Genomic DNA, 18,048 nt, shown 5'->3' on the forward strand with positions numbered 1-18,048 from the left:
GCTACAGACCAAGCATCGTGGCGAGAGGACGGGCCAGGGTTTTGGCGAAGGTATTCGTCAGGTGATTGTCCCGGTAGACCAGGACGTTCCCCAGAACTGCCGGGCACGTGCCATCGCGGCATAAATATGGATCAAGATCCAGAAGCTCCACGCCTTCCAGGTCCAGCGCTGTGCGGCGGAGAGGATCTTCGTGCCGTTCCCCGTCCCGGGCAGGAACGGAGCAACTGTGATCATTTCCTACCGCCGCCACACAGTCCGGCACGGACCGGTCCGGAAAGGGGATGTCGGGAATGACTGCCACGCGGACACCCTGCGCCCGCAGACGGCCCACGAGGTCCACGTAGCCGCGTGCAAGGCTGCCGGGTCCAGCCCAATGCCATTTCAGGTCCTTGGCGTAGCCCTCTGGATGCATCCCGGAAACCACCACGAGTTCCGGCTTCTGGTCCAGAATCATCCCCAACGTGACCTCGTTTTGGTCCGAACAGCCTCGGAACACCACCTGCTCCGATTCCGGCGGTGCAGATGAGAAGGGACAGCCGTTCCGGACCATGGCGTGGACTTTCCAGCCCGACGACTCCCCTGCAAGAACCAGCGGGTCCACGAACTGGGCGGCGTGCGAGTCTCCGACGACGATCATCACCTTGTCGGCGTTCGCTGGACCGTAAACGCAACTGTGTGCATTCTGCTTCGACGGATCGAAGACGCCGCAGTCGCCCGCAGCCGTCAAGGGCACATCCTTGAGCGCCACGGCAGGGTCCGGTTGAACGGGCAGTCCACGCGGAGGATCAATTCTTGATGCGGGGTCCATGGCCAGGGCTCCCGGGTACTGCCGGATGTTGAGTGTCCGTTCGATCCCGGAGAACTTGATTTCCATAGCCGCCCACGGCACGGCCGCCACGAGCGTTGTGGTCACAATGAGCGAGGCTCCTAGCGCGTATGCCGTCCTACCCCGGCCGAGGTGCCTGCCCTTAGCCGTCATCGCATCGCGGAACCACGAGAATCTGGTTCCCCGGCGAAAAGGTTGCTCTACCCACCGGTAGGATCCGGCAGCCAGCGCCACGCTGAGCGCAACCAGCAGAACGCCGTCCACTGCCTGGGGCGAGCGGCCAGCGATGTGGACGAAAAAGACAATGACCGGCCAATGCCATAGGTAGAGCGAATACGAAATATCGCCTAACCAGGTGAAAGGCCCGGTCGACAGCAGTCCTGTGACGCCCCGCGGGGCGGGCGCGCCTGCTCTGCTGTCCTCCCCGACGAGTATGAGGGCACCGGTCCCCAAAACCGGAAGAAGCGCAACATATCCCGGGAACGCCAGCTGAGTTGAGAACGCAAGGGCTGCAGCTGCAAGTGCCGCCAGCCCCGCCCACCCGAGAAGGCGTCGCCATGTGTGACTGAGAAGTGGCGAGAATTTCGTCAGCGCAAGTATCCCGCCGAACCCCAGTTCCCACATCCGCGTGGTTGTTGCGAAATAGGCCACGTCATGGTGAGTCTGCGAGAGGGCAATGCTGTGGACCAGGGATACAGCAGAAAGTCCGATGAAGAAGTTGAGGCAGCGGCGCTGCAGTGACTTTCCCGGAACCCAGCGCCAGTAGGCCACTGAAGCCAGCAGCAGCGGAATCAGCAGGTAAAACTGCTCCTCAACGGCCAGGGACCAGAAGTGCTGCACTGGCGACACGAGCGCGGTGGCGCCCTCATAAGTTCCGGTGCTGAACGCCTGGTTCCAGTTTTGAAGCTGCAGCGCAGACATGATGACGTCCAGCGCAATTGGCTGCCACCGGGACTGAGGCAGCACAATGACGGCAGCCACCAATGTTGTCAGCAGAACCAGAGTTGCGGCGGGCAGCAGGCGCCGGATCCGCCTGGAATAGAACTCGCCCATGTTCAGCCGCCCCGTGGCCTGAATCTCGCGGACAAGGGATCCAACAATGAGATATCCGGAGATCACGAGGAAGACATCTACACCGACAAATCCACCAGGCAGTAGCTCGGGCCACAGGTGATAGATGATAACGAGACCCACGGCCACGGTCCGCAGCCCCTGGATGTCCCGACGAGGCGCTGGCCGCGCTCCGTCAGGAGGGTTGCCACCCGATGAGACGGCGGAAGTCTTGAGGGCAGTCCTCATGGAGCCTTGCCTTTGATGAGTGAATCTGAATGGCGAGAATGAGGATTTGATCGCAAGGACCCATTCAGGACCGGAGCAAAGCCACGGCCTCGACAATGGGTCCATCGAACATTACCCGACCGTGCTCCAGCAGGACTCCCCGGTCACAGATCCGGGAGACAAGATCCAGATCGTGGCTGACCACAACTAGCGTCTTGCCGTCTTGCGCCAGCTCCTGGATCTTGGCAATGCACTTCCGCTGAAAAGGTTCGTCGCAAACGGCGAGGATTTCATCGATAAGGAACACCTCGGGATCGGTATGACGGTTATGGACGTTTTCTTGGTGGCTCCGGTGCTGCCATCACCGGCGGGCCCGGATGTTGGTTTGCCGGTTTCCCGCCGGGCCCCGGAGACCGCGACGGGCCGGCCGGCCCGCCCCACCCGAGCAGGCGGGCGTCCTCCCCGCCCCGCCTGAACGCGCACCGAACACCAAGCCGCAAAGGACATGGCGGTACTGTTCGTCCGACGGTGCAAAGGCCACCTGAAGCTGTTCAGTGGGTGGCGAGTTCGATGGCGAGCACTGCGAGTCCAAGCGCCGCCATGATGGCGAGTACAAGGATTTTAAGCCATGGCTTGACGGGCGGTCGCCGCACCGCGAAGAGCGCGACGACTACCAGGGTGGCGACGAGGGTCGCCGCGATCATCCGGAGCGCTGGCGCCACGCCGATCACGCCAAGTGCGCTGAGACCAAGAATCGCCATCGGCGCGACGATCACGCCTAAAGACCCGAAGCTCACGTATATGAGGTGGGCGAGTTCGGCCCGGGAGGGTAGCGAGCTGTCCCGGACCATATGTGCGATCACATCTGCAACAAAGACGGCCAGAAGCGTGCCCAGGACGGTGAGTAGGAGCGTGAGTGCAGCGCCGGCCACTGTCGCGTGCCCGGCGTCGCGTTCGGAAGCGATCGTCACGGCCAGGGCTGTGAAGGTGACATATACGCGCTCCTTAAGCGCCTCTGAGCGTTGCTGAGCGTCCGGGAACCGATTGGGAACCACCACGGGGTGTTGGACGGTGGGCAGGGGACCTTTCATCGCTCTGTTCCCTCGGCGTCCGCGGTTGCCGAGTGGAAGGACGGCAGGCGGGTGAGGCTCCCGGAGACCGAGTCGGAGGTGAACATCACGGTGCGATCCGGGCGGACGACCCCCGAAGCCATTCGATGTCGGACGAGCCACTGGTGGAGCTCAGATCCGGGATCGGGGACGACCGGCGCAGCTCCCTTGTCAAGGATCTGTTCGCGTTCCTCGGGAGTGATCGCGAGAGCTAGCAGCGCGAATCCGTTGCCGGCGATGTCGTCGAAGCGGTTGGCGTCCGGGGTGACCGAGGTCGGGGCGTTCGGGCAGACACGTCCGACGGCGGACGTGCGGGCGATTGCCCGGAGCCGAGTGCGAGAGCCAGGGGGTATAGCTGTCTCGGGCTGTGCGGGGATGCCTGCCACGAGGTGCAGGCCCGGTGCCAGGAACCTGCGCAGGACGGTTCCGACGCGACCACCTGCGGTCATGGTGAAGCCGAAGAGCTTTGCGACGGTAATGGTTCTTTTCGCGTGCCGCTTGCGCTCGGTCTGGTAGCTGGCCAGCGCTATTGCGGGGAGGTCGCCGGCAAGAACCCCGGCGACCTTCCAGGCCAGGTTCATTGCATCCCGGAGTCCGGCGCCCATGCCCTGACCTATGAAGGGAGGGCTCAGGTGGGCGGCGTCGCCGAGGAGGAAGACGCGGCGGTCGCGCCACCTGTTGGCGACCTGGGCGCGGAAAGCCCACATGTGCGGCGCGGTCGGGCATCCCCGCCGCGCCGGCCACTTTTGCCAGGCCGAGCATGGTGAAGCATCCAACCAGAGCTATCGTGAGGACGATGATCATCGATCCGCCTTCGGTGCAGTCCGATGCGTGAGCCGCCAGCGGACGCCGTACTCGTCGAGGGCACGCTTGATGGCCGCATGCGATGCCTCGTCAGCGCTCACGGTGATGACTATGGTGCCGTCCTCGATATCGGCGCCCACGGCGTGCACGGATGTCATTTCCCGCAAGGTCTCGCTCAGCGCTACCCTGGTGGCGTCCGCCCGGAGCGCGAGCTTGTATGGCTTGCCCACGGCAGTGACCGGAAGCTGGTCGACGACGGTGACGGACTTCGGCGAGGACGCCCGTTCCCCGACCCGGTCGTCCGCCCAGCTGATCAGGTCTTCAGTCCTCGTGGTCGCACCTGCGGCCAAGGTGACGTAGGCGACCGGTACCTCGCCCGCATGCCGGTCGGGTCTGCCGACAGCCGCTGCGCCGGTCACGTCCGGGTGAGTCAGGAGGGCGTCTTCGACGATTGCAGGGTCGATGTTGTGGCCGCCTCGGATGATCAGGTCTTTGGCGCGGCCGGTGAGCTTGACGAAGCCGTTCTCATCGACCTGTCCGAGGTCGCCGATGTCGAGCCAGCCGTCCCGCAGTTTGCCGAGGCCGTCGAGTAAGAGGCCGTCGGGGCCGTTGCCGACGACGTAGCCGGGGAAGACCGTCGGGCCCTTGATCACCAGCAAGCCTCTTGTGCCTGGTCCGACATCATGCCACTGCCCGGCGTCGTCGACATGCACCGCCTTGATCTCCTGGTACGGCAGTCGGCAGCCGACAGAGCTCCCGGTGGCGCCTGGGAAGCTCCGGACGCTGATGCACGTCGCCTCCGTCAGGCCGTACCCTTCGATGAGGGGGACGCAGGTGGCTGTCTCGAAGCCGACACGCACTGCCGCGGGCAACGGACTGGCTCCGACCAGGGCGTAGCGCAGGCTGCTGATGTCGGCGTTGACGGGAGACGCGGCGAGCGTGGCGTAAACGGTCGGAACGGCGCTCATCGCGGTAAGCCGGTGGTGTTCGACGAGCTTCCAGAAGACGTCGTAAAGGGCAGGGTCGCGATAGCCCAGCGGTCCGGACCACACGACGGTCTGGCCCTTGAAAAGGGGAGCGAGGACGGTCACCATGAGGGCGTTGACGTGGAACAAGGGCAGGGCGGCGAAGTACACGTCGTCCTCGTCGAGGAGGTCGTAGGCCGCGATCATCCAAGAGTCGGTGATCTTGTTGGCGTGGGTGTGTGCCGCCAGCTTGGGGGTCCCGGTTGTGCCGCCGGTGTGGAAGAGTGCCGCCAGATCGCCTGGTCCGGGCTGATCACCGTGGAACTGCTCAGGCGACGCGTCTGCTGCCCGGCGGGTCAGGTTGTCCACGCTTGCGGATCCGACGATGGCGGCCGGGCCGGCTGGTGCCTGGCCGGTCGGTGACAGGAGGAGCACACAGTCCACCAGGCCCTTCTTCGCCAGGCTGAACGCGGCCTCGGTGACGTCGGGATCGAGATCGGGTCCGGCGGCCACCAGCACACGAGCGCCCGAGCGCTGGAGCAGCTCGGCGATGTAATCCTCGGACAAACCGGGGTTGATCGGGACGGCGATCCCGGCAGCCTGGGCGGCCAGGGTTGCGGAGATGAGCTCCTGGCAGTTGGGCGAGAGTAGGGCCACGGTGTCCTTGCGGCCGACCCCGATTTCTGCCAGCAGGTTCGCTATCCGGTTCACATCGGCGAGAAGCTCAGCGAACGTCAGTTCGATGGGTTCCTGCCAGCGCTCGGTGTTCGGAAGTATCGCCGCTGCCGTCCGATCCGGCCACAGCCGGGCGGCTCGGCACAACAGCTCATACGTCGATGCTGGAAGCCCGCGTTCGGAGAGGGGGGTCCTCTCGATCTCGACGACGTCGTCCGGGCCTGAATACCAGGGCCAGAGAGGGGTGCCGTTCACCGGGCGTCCCTCACCGTCGTGCGCTGGCGCTCCAGGTCGATCTTCCCGTCGTCGGTGCTGATGGCGATCTCGATGACGCATCGCTGCCCTGATCTTCGCGGGCAACAACGCTGCAGGGTATATGGCAACAGGCGGCTTCATCCCCAGCTACGCGACCAGCCCCGCCGTCGGTCACGGACGCACTGACGTGCTCGTCGCAGTCACTTACGGTTCTGCTGTCTGGCTTATCTTCACCTACCTCGCCGGATACCTCTCGGACAGGATTGGCCGCAAGCGCACCTACTTCATAGGCTTCGGCACCCAGTTGCTAGCCTGCTTCCCGCTCTTCTGGCTGATCAACACAGGATCCTTGGCGATGCTCTATCTGGCGCTGACTATGCGTGTTGTCGCCTGAGACCAGCGGACGACGCGTACGGATCTTCAGACAGGGCGATGGGGCGGATGATTGACGGACGTCTCTGGGCTTGGGACAGCGGGAAGGCCATCGAGCCAATCTGCCATCTCCTGCGCGTTGCGGGGGACGTAGGCGCCGAAGTGGCGCAGCTCACGAGAGTTAATGAGCGCGGCCCGGGCTTCAGCATCGGTTAGAAGTGCGTCGCAATAGGCGTACGCGATCGCGAGGGCGTCAAGGCTTAGGCCGAGGGCAGAGGCGCAACTGTCGTCATGGGGCCTACCCTAACCTCGCGAAAACGGCGGCGGCCGATCCTTGCCACGGCGTCCGCTTAGGGATCCTCCACGTAGCCGCATGTCACTCCCGCAGGAGCGAAGTCCTCTCAGATATCCCTGTCTGAGATTTCCTTCGCTGTTCGCCGCAATCTGATAGCGGCAAGCCCGACGACGCTGCCTGCTGCGGCCAGGAAGAAGAACAGCACCAGCAGCGGACCAGACATCCCAGGAAAAAGCGGGTTCCGGCCGGTAAGGAAGATCGAAGCCAAGAGGCCCGCCATCGACACGCAAAACGCCAGCCCTAGTACCTTCTGCTTGCGGCCCTGGCGCATCATCGGCGATCTAGTTGAAGTAGCCATGAATATATTCTATCGTATTGAACGAATCCAACTTGACAGGGTTTGTAAATAATTTGGGGGAATATAACATGAAAGCTCGAAAGATTGTCACAATTCTGTCCACCGGGCTTCTCGTTGCCGGTGGCATCGTTGGCACCTCACTAGTGGGGCCGGAAGAGGCGAAGGCTTCGGTATGTGGTTACTCGCAAGAAATCCGCACCTACAGTTCCATCCTCAGTCTGAACTTGCTTGGTCAGACCCTAGACCCCTTTGGCGGCCAGAAAGTCGTGTCTGTCTACGGTCACTGCGGTCCCACAAACGTTAGGATCGTCACCGAATCACCCAATGGCAACCGTTACGCATGCGTACCCCCGGGTGACAGCTGGCTCGGATTCGTGAACCAGGGCGACAGGATCGCTGGCGCCTACTACGTCGGCCTCTGCTAAGGGGCAGGTCCAATGAGTCAGCTAAACGGTTTCAAGCGCGTTTGCGCCGCAATAGCGACTGGGGCGGCTCTGGTAGTCTCCGGACTGGTGGTCACCGCCGCGCCGGCATCTGCAGCCGTGTGCGGTTTTCAGGGTGTTGTCACGTCGAACATCGGCGGCAACATACCGCCCTGGGAAGAAGCGATCTATAACCACTGCGGTCCAGGTAACGTCAAGATCAGAGTCCAGTACTACTACGCCGAACGCGACCTGTGCGTGACCCCTGGAGAAACCCGCCTCTATGCAAACCCGAACTTGGGCGGCCTCAACTTTGCATATTACATTGGCGGCTGCTGACCAATACGAATCAGCCGATTCTCTGTAGGGCAAATATTTACTGTGTTACACAGAAAGTATTTATAACCTACTTCTAAATGAAAACTGAAGTGCTTCATCCCCACTGGGATACCCATCGCTCGCGGGTTTGCATTAACGGCATTCTGTGAGTGTCCCACCGGCGGTCCACTATGCCGGTGGGACACTCATATAGGTCTTCGGACAACCGCCAGCCCCGCTTGGAACGGCTCCTTGGATCCGCAGTTGACGCAAGCCGAGGTTCCGGACTGGCCGCATTGTCGAGCTGATTCGTTCGGCAGCGTACCGACTCGACAGGCATGGACTCAATGAGCGGTGCTAGCCGCGTCTTAGTGGCCCTTGTCATTTGCCCGTGATCCTCGCCATCGCGGACCGTGTGGCCGGTCGAACAGGCGGTGGTCCACATCTGCGTTGTTGCCGCCGGGGAGATGTGTGGGTACACGGTCAGCGGAAACCTGCCCGACGGCGTACTGGGCGATTGCCAGGCCCGACAGGCAGGCCTATCTAATGCATTCCGTCTTGGTCAGCAAGCCTGCTGTTCACCAAATGCGAAAGCACTAACGACGGCTGCTGCGTAAATGTTGACGCCTAACGGCTGACGAGGAACTACCGATATTGGATCTTCCGTCGCTTTGGGAAACCGAATGGGTCAGCCCGTGCTCCCGTGCAGGGGGTAGTCGTCATGCGCGGTTCCATTCTTTCCGCAATGAGATGTACGAAAGGAGGTGCAACACCATGTCGCTCGTTGATTCCCAGTCTTCCGCTTGCCAGGATGCTGCGCTTGTACCAGGCCAAGCTCCGGCCAAGACTCGTGTAGGCGGGGCCGCACAGGGCGGAATATCGGCGAGGAGCAGACGGGATACTCCATGCCGGCAGGGCTGCGGCCCTCTTTCTGGTTGTTGCATCAAATTGGTCAAAAAGAGGGTGTGCACAATGTGCACACCTTGGGCTTCGGTTCGGGTCGTACGGGTGCCGGACTGGGCCGGATTCCGGAGGTTTTCGGGGGAGTGGCGGAAATTCAAGGGCTGGAACCCGGTTCGAGTCCCACCTCGGGCACGACGTTTTTCCTCGTCAGAGGCGATTTTGCTTTGACGTGTTGCGAAAGCTTGTGGTCGCGTCGCTCTGACGGCTGGTTCGCGGGCGGTGGCCTGGCTACCGCGGGGCCTGTTCAGGTGTGTGGGGTGGCGGGTTCAAGTCCCTGGCTGATGGGCCTTCCGCCTGCTGAAGTGGGTTATATGGTTCCTCGTTCCGGTTCTTTCGGTGTGGCCGGGGGTGGACTACACCTATCCATGTGTGGGGGAAGCGACGACGACATGACCTCGGCGATCTCGCTAAAGAGCGCCCCTGGGAGGCGGTCTTAGGGCGTGCCCGCGAGAGTCGCGCCCCGAGGTTTGTCCTGCCAAAGAGGGTGTGGACAGTGTCCACACTTATGTCTGCTTTATTGGAGGGCTGTGAGGACTTGAGTCCGATGTCAGGGTGGGCCATAGACTTGTCGATCACTGTGCCTGAAAAGTGGTTCTTGGAGCACAACGTGACTGTGATTTGGGGTGGTTTGGTCCGATGAGGCGGTGCTTCAGCGCCCTTCATGGCGCCTTCGGATGCCCTCCGCGGGTGTAAGAGGCAGTCAGGCCAGCTCTCGCCTTGCTGCTCGGTTGTCTCGAAACGCTAGGGATTCGAGGCACGGAGGTTTCGAGACACCGAGTTGGTCGATGACAAAGATTCGGCCTCTGTTGTCGGATCGGCCATCTATAGGCGGCCGGAACCCGCCTGCCGCTCACTGGCGGACTATAGGGTTGGTGAGTTTTCCTATGCCTTCGATGGATACTTCGAAGCTGTCTCCTGCCTGCACTTGGCCGATTCCGCTGGGGGTTCCGGTCATGATGACGTCGCCTGGCAGCAGGGTTAGTCCGTGGGAGATGACGGATATCAGTTCATTGACGCCGTGGATCATGAGGGCGGTGCTGCCGTCCTGGCGGAGTTCGCCGTTGAGGCGGCCTTGGATGGCAAGGTCGGAAATATCCAGGTCGGTCTCGATCCACGGGCCGAGTGGTGCGGAGGTGTCGAAGCCTTTGGCCCGCGTCCATTGTCCATCGGTGGCTTGGACGTCCTTGGCCGTGAGGTCGTTTCCGCAGGTATAGCCGAAGATGAAGTCTTGCACGTCGTCGGCGGCGACTTCTTTGCAGCGGCGCCCGATGACGGCGCACAGTTCGGCTTCAAAGGTTACTTCCGTAGAGAATTTCGGCAGGATGACTGCTTCGCCCGGGCCTACCACGGCGGTGTGTGGCTTCATGAATAGGAGTGGATGGCCGAACCTTTCAACTTGTGCCAGCTCGCTTGTCTGGGCAACGAAGTTCCGTGCAGCACCAATGATTGTGCTGCGCGGGGTAACGGGGGCGAGCAGGCGGACGTCGGTTAGCTTGTGGCGGACGAGGGTCCGGTTTATTCCGCCAGAGAAGGGGTTACCGTCTATGACGGTAATTTCTTCGTTCCCTGGCGGGCCTTCCACAATGCCGAAGAGGGGTTCAGCGCCTGCTGAAAATTGGGCGATGCGCATGTGTGTCCTATGGATGTGATGGCTTCAGGGGACTAGTGCTTGGGTGTTCCGCTGGATTGACGTGGGATGAGGGTCGGCATGGAGCGCCTGATGAGGGGTTCGGTACCGGGATTGACGATGAGATCTATGGCTGTGGCGGCGATCTGATCCAAGGGAACGCGGACCGAGCTTAAGGGTGTGGGCAGCCGCGCCGATAGGGGTGTGTCGTTGTACCCGACCAGTGCGAGGTCATCGGGGATGGTGATGCCGCCGCGGTGCGCTGCCGCCATGACGCCCATGGCGATGTTGTCGTTGGCAGCGAAGATCGCTGTGGGACGACGGTCGGCGGCCAGGAGTGTTTCACCTGCGGTGTAGCCGTTTTCAATGCCGTAACCCGCGGCGAGGAGCCACTTGTCCGGCGGGTTGATGCCGGCTTCTTCCATGGCCCTGCGGGCGCCGGCGAGACGGGCAGTTCCGGTGGACGTGAAGGCGGGGCCGGTGACGACGGCGATGTCGCGGTGGCCGAGGTCGATGAGGTGGCGCACGGCGAGGTAACCGCCTACTTCGTCGTCTCCGAGAGCTGATGGGCTGATGCCGTCGGTGCGGAGTACCAGTGCGTGCGCTACCCGGCGTTCACGCAGGAGCCGGGGGAGTTCGTCGTCGAGCCGGGCCGTAGCCAGGATCAGCCCGTCCACGTTTCTGTCCAGGAGTGTTTCAGCGGCGCTGCGTTCTTCGTCAGGGTCATCCCCGCTGGTACCGACCATGGCGAAGTATCCGCGGGAGGACGCGGCCTTCTCGAGTTCTTCGAACATTAGTGCCATGACGGTGTCGCTCAAGCGGGGGACAAGGACGCCCAAGGTCCGGGTCTCGCCGCGGCGCAGGCTGGAGGCGAAAGAGTTCCGCCGGTACCCGAGCTGTTCGGCAATCTTCCGCACGTTCGCTGCGGCTGCAGACCGGTACGTGGTCCGTTCATCCAGGGCGCGGCTGGCTGTGGAAATGCTAACGCCACTGGCCGCTGCCACGTCCTTTAGTGTGACGACATTGCCGGTGGCTGCCGGTTCCATGGCGGTTCTCCTGGTCAGCAGAGGTGTTACAGACACTCTAGTCCTCCTTACTTGCAAACGTTCTCTTGACAGTGAGCTGCGACACGTGCAAACTAGAGAACGTTCCCGCAAACGTTCTCATCATAGCGGAACTACCGACCATCAATGAAGACAAGAGGTAGCTGTAATGACCATCGATCTCCGCGGACTCAGCCCCGCACCTGTCACCCCGTTCACCGAAGATGGCGCTGTCGACTTCGCTGCGATCCAGCGTCTGGGTTCGTGGCTCGGATCGATTGACGGCGTGAAGAGCCTCGTCGTCCTGGGGCACGCCGGCGAAGGCACGTTCCTTACCGAAGAGGAGCAGCTGGACGTCATCCGCGCGTTCGTGGCGTCGACCGACGGCCGCGTGCCGGTCGTGGCCGGCATCACGAAGGAGGGCAACAAGACCGCGGCCCTCGAGGCCAAGAAGGCCGTCGAGGCCGGCGCGTCAGCCGGTCTCGTCTACCCCTCGCACGGGTGGCTGCGCTTCGGGTACCAGAAGGGCGCGCCCCAGTCGCGCTACCAGGAGATCTATGACGAGTCCGGTCTGCCGCTGATCCTGTTTCAGTACCCCGACAACACCAAGGCGACCTACGACCTCGATACTCAACTCGAGATCGCCGGCCAGGAGGGCGTGTTCGCCACAAAGAACGGTGTCCGGAACATGCGCCGGTGGTACACCGAGATCCCCGCGCTGCGCGCCGCGTACCCCGAGCTGCAGGTGTTGTCCTGCCATGACGAGTACCTGCTGCCGACCATGTTCGATGTCGACGGTCTGCTCGTCGGCTACGGCAACATCGCCCCCGAACTGCTCGTCGAACTGATCGAAGCCGGCAAGGCGCAGGACTACCCGCGTGCCCACGCGATTCATGAGCGGCTGCTCCCGGTGACCAAAAACGTTTACCACCGCGGGTCCCACATGGAGGGCACCGTCGCTTTGAAGTGGGGCCTCGTGAACCGCGGCATTCTGAACCACGCCACAGTGCGCACCCCACTGCTGCCCCTGCCCGACGGCGCCGAGGCCGAGATTGCCGATGCCTTCGCCGCCGCAAACATCGGCAAGGTCGCCGTCCCCGCCTGACCGACAGCAGGGTGTGTGCGGGAGAATTCATACCGCACTCACCCTGGCTCGGACACTGCCCGCGTTTACGCAAGCGAACGGCCACTTGGTAGGCCGCCCACCCGACAATTGAGGTCGGAATCAAAAAGTCAAAGAAGACTGTGCGGGAGAATAGTCCCGCGGAAGGAGGGCGCGCCGTGACTGAACACACGAAGACGCCTAGCACCTCGCGCAAGCGGGGAACCGGCTCCGGACATCTGTCCGCCAGCAGCGTCCAGGCCAGCGCCGAGGCCCGAAAGACCCGTCGATCATTCTGGGGCCACCTTGCCCTGATCGGTCCAGCCTTCGTCGCCGGCGCCTGGCAGTTCGGGCCCGGTAACCTCGCCACCGCCGTCCAGGCTGGTAGCGGCTACCAATACACCCTGCTCTGGGTGATCGTCGTCTCCACCATCCTGATGATCTTCCTCACCGACATGAGCGTGCGTCTGGGCATCAAATCGCCAATCTCACTCATCGAGTCGATCAAGGACCACCTGGGAAAGAAGGTCGGGATGATCGCTGGCATCGGCGTCTTCCTGGTCACCTTGTGCTTCTCGGTCGGCAACGCCGTCGGTCTCGGCCTGGGCGCGTCTATGCTGTTAGGCGGATCGCCGGTCATGTGGACGATCATCGGCACCGCCCTGGTCGCCACGATTCTTCTGGTCCGCAATGTCTATCGGGTTATCGAGAAGGTGCTCGTCGTGATGGTTGGCGTCATGGCGATTGCCTTCGTAACAACGACGTTCATCGCGAACCCCGACTGGGCCGCGGCAGCATCCGGGCTGATTCCCAGCGTTCCTAACGATGCTTGGTTGCTGGTCATCGCATTGGTCGGCACGAACTTCTCCGTGAACGCCGCCTTCTACACCTCTTACGGCACGAAGGAGCGCGCACGCAGCGAGGAAGACTACCGCGACATCACCATGATCGATACGATTCCCGGCATCGTTGCCCCCGGCATCATGACCTCGCTCGTAATCATCGTTGCGGCCTCCGTACTCGGTGCCACGGGCAAGGTCGCCTCGACCATGGGCCAGCTCGGCAGCGTCTTCGAACCCCTCGCCGGCCCGATCGGCACCGCGATCTTCGCCATCGGGTTTACCGGTGCCGCTTTCTCCGCCATGACCGCCAACTGCACCGCCGGTGGCACCATGCTCTCCGACGCACTCAACCGGCGCGGCACTAATGGCATCACTTCCGGCACACAGAAACTGATCAGCGCGATCATCCTCGCGTTCGGCCTCACCATCACCGTCATCTTCCAAACTCAACCGGTGCAGGTCATCATTATCGCCCAGGCACTGACGATCCTGGTTGCACCTCTGCTGGCAACACTGATCGTGGTGATGGCGAATCGCCGCGACCTGATGGGTTCGCTACGCAATAAGTGGTGGCAGAACCTCTTTGGCGTGGTGGGCCTCCTCGCGGTGCTCGCCCTGTCCATTCGACTGATCCTCAACTTCGCGGCCGGCGGCTGACCCGCTCAGTGATCAGGTGCAAGGGTGCTCCACATCGCCCGCACCGGATCACAACGCTATGCCGGATGCTCCGCGATGACCAGCACACAAGTAGGGCCCCCATCCAATAGGTGGGGGCCTACTTGTCGCCTCGATCGCCGGCACCTGCTGGACCCGCTGTCTGTCTCGCAACCCTTGGGATATGAGGTGTCTCATCGACTGAACGACCGCGACGACCGGTAGGACCAAATTTTCGCGGCACCGAACGCATTCGTGCACGGCCGGCGAGTCTCGTAACTATGTCTCGAAAGCTTCTGATTGAATCGGTGTATTCACCGTTAGTTACGAGACACGTCGGAGCAGCCCATGACAAAACTGATCGGCTACGCACGTGTTTCGACGCGGCAGCAGTCCACCGACCGGCAGCAGGTGGATCTTATGGCCGCCGGCGTCCGACGCGATGACCTCTACATTGATCACGGCGTGTCTGGGGCGCGAGCTTCACGACCCGAGTTCGATCGGGCACTCGACGCGCTGATCGATGGCGACACCCTCGTCATCACGACACTGGACCGGCTTGGACGATCCACACTGAACATGCTTGACTTCGCCGACGAACTCCGCGGCCGAGGCGCGGCCCTGCGCGTCCTGAACCTCGGCGGCGGCGACGTCGACACCGCGACACCCATGGGCTCGATGTTGTTCACAATCATGGCCGCTCTCGCGCAAATGGAACACGAGATCAAGCGCGAACGCGTTACCGATTCCATCAGCAAACGGCGCGAAGCTGGAAAGGACCTTGGCGGCCGACCCCGCCGGGTTACTGACAGTCAGATCAGAAGCGCTGTCCGCCTGGTTGAAGGCGGCGACCCCGCTGCGCAGGTTGCCCGCGATCTCGGAATGTCCCGAGCAACGTTTTATAGACGGTCGCGAGCACTCAAGGACTAGCCGCATCTCATCATCCTCCCTGAAGGCGAGACCAAGCGATCACGGAACGCCGCCAAGGAGCCATCAAATCCACCAGGCCAACTGTGCGAAACCCGCCAAACCGAGCTGTGAAAAAACCGCCATTCTCGGTTAACAGTCACAGAATGCCGCACTATCTCGAAGAGCGACAGAGCCGGGGATTCTCGATTTGAGTCATTCTTGAAATCCTTCGTTTTCAAGAACATGGCTCGCCATACACCCTGGCTTGGGGGTCCGAGTTGGAGTGCCAAGTAGATTGGGTGATGAGCGGGAAACGCCGTCAGGGCTAGGAAAAGGGTTGAGCATGGCGGGGAAGAATACCCGGAATGAGATCTGGTCTTACTCCATCTTCGGTGCGGTAGTGCTGGCCGGAACTGTTGCCCTCACGCTGTTCGGCGTGAACACGTCGGTGTCAGCGGACATCGGGCCGCTTCTTGCAGGGCTGGCTCTCAGCACCTATGTATTCCGCTTCGGCTTGCCTTGGAAGTGGCTGAACTTCCTGTTCCTTGCATCATTCCTTATCGTCGGCATGCTGCTGGGGCAACCCGGACTCATGTGGATGGGCGGCTATCTTGCAGGGGCCCAGTTCGGTGTTGCCTGGAGGCTCGTGGGTAAAAAGTTCGAGATGAAAGCCTCGTGGACTGTAAACGGGTGGGAAATCGATACCCTGACTGAGGCTCGCAAGGTTGCCAAGCAGGAGCTGGATATGTTGGACGGGGAACGCCACCCCCGCTTGGTAGTGGAACATGGTCCCGCCCGTTTCGAAGTCGCCGGAAGCCCGCCATCGAAGCTGGTGTGCCACCGCAACCATGATGCGGAAAATGATTTCTCATGGGCGGTCCTGCAAAGCCACGGGCAAGCAGGGGACAGATCGGTAGAGGTCCCGATCGGACGAATCCAAGGCTTTATTCCCTCACGCTATGTCAGCGACCTTGGGACCGTTGATGAGGCGCTGAAAGAGTTCTTGAAGAATCCGACCGCAGCGTCACTCGGTCCGGAGTGGGACACGGCAGAGATTGCATTCGACCTGCGCCTCAGCGCATAACACCTGAAATGGAGTCGGAGATGACGACGGACGTAAATTCGCTGGCCCTCGATATGCTGACGTTTTCCGGGCTGCTTCGAATCATCCGTCAGCCGCAGGGGGCCGAGAACTATGAGGCACGGGCGAAGTATCTTCTATCCAATCCTGCAGCCGAAGATGTTGAGGAAATCCGTGCATGGGTTCGCCTGACACTCCAGGGAGGTGCTGGTGGACTCGGCGACAGGTACGTGCAGAAGGCGGACGGGTCGGTGGATAGGGTGCTTGACCAGCAGTATCAGGACCTGCTGCAGAAAATGACCGACTTCGCATTTGGCGCTGATGAGTCACTGTCGCTGCTCCAGCAGATGGGGAACACCATGTTCGCCCACGGATACACCTACCTTCGCCTGGTCGAGGTCCCAACTGGCAAGTGGCCCTTCCGGCGCGGACACACCATGTACGAGGTGATGACCGCGCCTGGCCTGACCCGCCTGGTGAATTCAACTCTTCTGGGTGGTGCCGTCGGCTACGACCCGCGCGGCACACGACGGGACATGCAGGAGTGCCAGATGAAGGCACGCCGCCTTTTCGATGAGGGCCGGATCGATGACTGGGTGCACTTCTCAAGCTCTCAGGTGATTCCCGGCGAGACGCTGCGGCGGGCCACTGCGTGAAGCATGGCGGATAGCGGACTATAGACTCGGCCTGTAGTTATGGGGGACTGTCAATGGGCAAGATCAAACCGGCCGGATTCTGGCTGAAACTGACTGCACTGTCGGCTTTTCTCCTCGTTGTGGTCCTCTTCCAAGGTGTCTTCGCCGGCGGGCTTGATGTCGCGGAGGCGTGTGAATTGGGTGCTGGTCAGCCGTACGACCACGAGTACCGCAGCCAAAACGCGCATGAGCAGCTCCAGCTGTTCCCGCTGACCACAAAGTGCAACGCCGAGTACGATCTGGTGCCGCCGTGGACGAACCCGGCATTGGCGATCTTGGCCATCCTCACGGTGTCCCTCTTCGGGGCGATGTTCGCTGCCCTATTCATCCGCATTCGGGGCAGGGTATGAGGATGATCCCCATTCGGACACACAATCGCAGTGCAGACGACTTCTGACATTCAGTGCAGGCGACTCCTGAAAATGACAGGTCGCGCGGCGGCGTGGCTCCTCCGCTGTCTCAAAAACCGTCTAATAACCGGTAGTCTCACAACGGCATATTCATCGGGATTAAGAGAATAGTGGGGGGCATGGCTGTCATTGGGTACGCGAGGGTTTCCACCATGGAACAGAACCTTGATCTGCAGCTCACGGCACTCCGGGCCGCCTACAGCCCGGACCTTTGCCGACAACGGAGTCAGCGGATCCACCGTGGAACGTCCTCAGCTCGCAAAAGCCCTGGACCGGCTTGAACCTGGCGACGTGCTCACCGTGTGGAAGCTCGACCGTCTGGGACGCAACACCAGGCACGTCCTGGACATCATCGAGAACATCAGAGAACAGGGAGCAGGTTTCCGGTCCCTGACCGAGGGACTGGACACGACCGGGCCCATGGGCACTGCCATGCTGACGATCATGGCCGCATTCGCACAACTGGAGCGCGACACGATGATCCAACGCACCAGGGCAGGACTCGCCGCGGCCGCGGCGAACAACCGCCATGGCGGCAGACCACGCAAGGTGGACGACGCTGCCGCCGCCAGGGCCAAGGAACTTAAAGGCAAAGGAATTGACGCCTCCGACATCGGCAAGATGCTCGGAGTCTCCCGCGCCACCGTCTACCGATACCTTCTATAGGGCTTTCTTGCTTTCGCGATAGTCCGAGTGCCGCTCACTCAGAGCTAGCCGCTTCGGATCGTGCACTCTTCGCACTCCTCCAGGTTGGGGTGAGTCGAAAAATGTCTCATAACCAATCCGCCTCCCAACTGTCTATCGCCGGGGGCTTTCTGTTTGGGCCTGTGTGTATTCCTGTGGATGAACAACGGGAACCGCGATAAACCGCCTTTAACCGCGCTAAAACAACACATATGTAACCCGGGGATGGGACGGCGTCGCACTCGTCAGCTAAGCTTTTCCTTGTCCCACTTCCGGGAGTCCTACGACAAAGGGAAGGGGGTGAATATGGGTAACGGGAAAAAGGCCAGACCGTCTGAATGGCGCGAAAAAGCCACCATGT

17 protein-coding genes and 2 pseudogenes are annotated in these 18,048 nt (G+C 61.8%); 11 read left to right on the forward strand and 8 right to left on the reverse strand.

What is annotated here, in order from left to right:
• Position 1: 1 nt before the first annotated feature.
• The 5 genes and pseudogenes from ACZYZ5_RS00915 to ACZYZ5_RS00935 all read right to left on the reverse strand — a co-directional run bounded on the left by ACZYZ5_RS00915 (position 2) and on the right by ACZYZ5_RS00935 (position 5,912).
• Entirely contained in the window at positions 2–2,125 is a 2,124-nt protein-coding gene (locus ACZYZ5_RS00915; RefSeq protein WP_463898751.1) for an acyltransferase family protein, read from the reverse strand.
• A 64-nt stretch (positions 2,126–2,189) separates the two neighbouring features.
• A pseudogene (locus ACZYZ5_RS00920) lies at positions 2,190–2,426 on the reverse strand (ABC transporter ATP-binding protein); the annotation flags it as partial.
• A gap of 229 nt (positions 2,427–2,655) precedes the next feature.
• A complete protein-coding gene (locus ACZYZ5_RS00925) occupies positions 2,656–3,075 on the reverse strand; it encodes a hypothetical protein (protein WP_463898546.1) in 420 nt (139 codons plus the stop codon).
• A 116-nt stretch (positions 3,076–3,191) separates the two neighbouring features.
• On the reverse strand, positions 3,192–3,920 hold the full coding sequence (locus ACZYZ5_RS00930; RefSeq protein WP_463898547.1) for an FAD-dependent monooxygenase: 729 nt from the start codon (positions 3,918–3,920) through the stop codon (positions 3,192–3,194).
• Between the two features lie 93 nt (positions 3,921–4,013).
• Positions 4,014–5,912 carry an acyl-CoA synthetase gene (locus ACZYZ5_RS00935; protein WP_463898548.1) on the reverse strand — a complete coding sequence of 633 codons (1,899 nt, stop codon included), beginning with the start codon at positions 5,910–5,912 and terminating at the stop codon, positions 4,014–4,016.
• A 91-nt stretch (positions 5,913–6,003) separates the two neighbouring features.
• On the opposite strand from ACZYZ5_RS00935, the gene ACZYZ5_RS00940 reads away from it, so the two are divergent.
• Positions 6,004–6,306 carry an MFS transporter gene (locus ACZYZ5_RS00940; RefSeq protein ID WP_463898752.1) on the forward strand — a complete coding sequence of 101 codons (303 nt, stop codon included), beginning with the start codon at positions 6,004–6,006 and terminating at the stop codon, positions 6,304–6,306.
• A 379-nt stretch (positions 6,307–6,685) separates the two neighbouring features.
• On the opposite strand, the gene ACZYZ5_RS00945 is transcribed toward ACZYZ5_RS00940, so the two are convergent.
• On the reverse strand, positions 6,686–6,937 hold the full coding sequence (locus ACZYZ5_RS00945; RefSeq protein ID WP_463898549.1) for a hypothetical protein: 252 nt from the start codon (positions 6,935–6,937) through the stop codon (positions 6,686–6,688).
• Positions 6,938–6,954: 17 nt separating this feature from the next.
• Between ACZYZ5_RS00945 and ACZYZ5_RS00950 the strand changes: the two genes are divergently transcribed.
• Both ACZYZ5_RS00950 and ACZYZ5_RS00955 read left to right on the forward strand, forming a co-directional pair.
• A complete protein-coding gene (locus ACZYZ5_RS00950) occupies positions 6,955–7,362 on the forward strand; it encodes a DUF6355 family natural product biosynthesis protein (RefSeq protein ID WP_463898551.1) in 408 nt (135 codons plus the stop codon).
• 12 nt (positions 7,363–7,374) lie between these two features.
• Positions 7,375–7,698: a DUF6355 family natural product biosynthesis protein gene (locus tag ACZYZ5_RS00955; RefSeq protein ID WP_463898552.1), complete on the forward strand. Its 324-nt coding sequence runs from the start codon at positions 7,375–7,377 to the stop codon at positions 7,696–7,698.
• Positions 7,699–9,490: 1,792 nt separating this feature from the next.
• Here the strand turns inward: ACZYZ5_RS00955 and ACZYZ5_RS00960 are convergent.
• Positions 9,491–10,270: a fumarylacetoacetate hydrolase family protein gene (locus ACZYZ5_RS00960; RefSeq protein ID WP_463898553.1), complete on the reverse strand. Its 780-nt coding sequence runs from the start codon at positions 10,268–10,270 to the stop codon at positions 9,491–9,493.
• Positions 10,271–10,302: 32 nt separating this feature from the next.
• Positions 10,303–11,313, reverse strand: a complete 1,011-nt coding sequence (locus ACZYZ5_RS00965; protein WP_463898753.1) for a LacI family DNA-binding transcriptional regulator — start codon at positions 11,311–11,313, stop codon at positions 10,303–10,305.
• 166 nt (positions 11,314–11,479) lie between these two features.
• On the opposite strand from ACZYZ5_RS00965, the gene ACZYZ5_RS00970 reads away from it, so the two are divergent.
• The 8 genes and pseudogenes from ACZYZ5_RS00970 to ACZYZ5_RS01005 all read left to right on the forward strand — a co-directional run bounded on the left by ACZYZ5_RS00970 (position 11,480) and on the right by ACZYZ5_RS01005 (position 17,669).
• Entirely contained in the window at positions 11,480–12,415 is a 936-nt protein-coding gene (locus ACZYZ5_RS00970) for a dihydrodipicolinate synthase family protein (RefSeq protein ID WP_463898554.1), read from the forward strand.
• Between the two features lie 176 nt (positions 12,416–12,591).
• Positions 12,592–13,911 (forward strand): Nramp family divalent metal transporter, encoded by a 1,320-nt coding sequence (locus ACZYZ5_RS00975; protein ID WP_463898555.1) that lies wholly within the window; start codon positions 12,592–12,594, stop codon positions 13,909–13,911.
• Positions 13,912–14,256: 345 nt separating this feature from the next.
• Entirely contained in the window at positions 14,257–14,838 is a 582-nt protein-coding gene (locus ACZYZ5_RS00980) for a recombinase family protein (RefSeq protein ID WP_463898557.1), read from the forward strand.
• A 322-nt stretch (positions 14,839–15,160) separates the two neighbouring features.
• Positions 15,161–15,901: a hypothetical protein gene (locus ACZYZ5_RS00985; protein ID WP_463898558.1), complete on the forward strand. Its 741-nt coding sequence runs from the start codon at positions 15,161–15,163 to the stop codon at positions 15,899–15,901.
• A 20-nt stretch (positions 15,902–15,921) separates the two neighbouring features.
• Positions 15,922–16,554, forward strand: coding sequence for a hypothetical protein (locus ACZYZ5_RS00990; RefSeq protein WP_463898560.1), 633 nt, complete (start codon positions 15,922–15,924; stop codon positions 16,552–16,554).
• 53 nt (positions 16,555–16,607) lie between these two features.
• The gene (locus ACZYZ5_RS00995) at positions 16,608–16,943 is read left to right on the forward strand and encodes a hypothetical protein (RefSeq protein ID WP_463898561.1); all 336 of its coding nucleotides are present in this window, start codon (positions 16,608–16,610) and stop codon (positions 16,941–16,943) included.
• Positions 16,944–17,155: 212 nt separating this feature from the next.
• Positions 17,156–17,471 (forward strand): annotated as a pseudogene (locus tag ACZYZ5_RS01000) (recombinase family protein); the annotation flags it as partial.
• A 9-nt stretch (positions 17,472–17,480) separates the two neighbouring features.
• Positions 17,481–17,669, forward strand: coding sequence for a helix-turn-helix domain-containing protein (locus tag ACZYZ5_RS01005; protein WP_463898754.1), 189 nt, complete (start codon positions 17,481–17,483; stop codon positions 17,667–17,669).
• Positions 17,670–18,048: the final 379 nt, after the last annotated feature.

The sequence above is a fragment of the Pseudarthrobacter ribosi genome (assembly GCF_055412865.1).

What these genes read in the sequence shown, in the direction of transcription:
- ACZYZ5_RS00955 (WP_463898552.1), top strand. Translation starts at nt 7,375, where the DNA reads ATGAGTCAGCTAAACGGTTTCAAGCGCGTTTGCGCCGCAATAGCGACT.
- ACZYZ5_RS00985 (WP_463898558.1), top strand. Translation starts at nt 15,161, where the DNA reads ATGGCGGGGAAGAATACCCGGAATGAGATCTGGTCTTACTCCATCTTC.
- ACZYZ5_RS00970 (WP_463898554.1), top strand. Translation starts at nt 11,480, where the DNA reads ATGACCATCGATCTCCGCGGACTCAGCCCCGCACCTGTCACCCCGTTC.
- ACZYZ5_RS00915 (WP_463898751.1), bottom strand. Translation starts at nt 2,125, where the DNA reads ATGAGGACTGCCCTCAAGACTTCCGCCGTCTCATCGGGTGGCAACCCT.
- ACZYZ5_RS00945 (WP_463898549.1), bottom strand. Translation starts at nt 6,937, where the DNA reads ATGGCTACTTCAACTAGATCGCCGATGATGCGCCAGGGCCGCAAGCAG.
- ACZYZ5_RS00995 (WP_463898561.1), top strand. Translation starts at nt 16,608, where the DNA reads ATGGGCAAGATCAAACCGGCCGGATTCTGGCTGAAACTGACTGCACTG.
- ACZYZ5_RS00980 (WP_463898557.1), top strand. Translation starts at nt 14,257, where the DNA reads ATGACAAAACTGATCGGCTACGCACGTGTTTCGACGCGGCAGCAGTCC.
- ACZYZ5_RS00930 (WP_463898547.1), bottom strand. Translation starts at nt 3,920, where the DNA reads ATGTGGGCTTTCCGCGCCCAGGTCGCCAACAGGTGGCGCGACCGCCGC.
- ACZYZ5_RS00990 (WP_463898560.1), top strand. Translation starts at nt 15,922, where the DNA reads ATGACGACGGACGTAAATTCGCTGGCCCTCGATATGCTGACGTTTTCC.
- ACZYZ5_RS01005 (WP_463898754.1), top strand. Translation starts at nt 17,481, where the DNA reads ATGATCCAACGCACCAGGGCAGGACTCGCCGCGGCCGCGGCGAACAAC.
- ACZYZ5_RS00965 (WP_463898753.1), bottom strand. Translation starts at nt 11,313, where the DNA reads ATGGAACCGGCAGCCACCGGCAATGTCGTCACACTAAAGGACGTGGCA.
- ACZYZ5_RS00960 (WP_463898553.1), bottom strand. Translation starts at nt 10,270, where the DNA reads ATGCGCATCGCCCAATTTTCAGCAGGCGCTGAACCCCTCTTCGGCATT.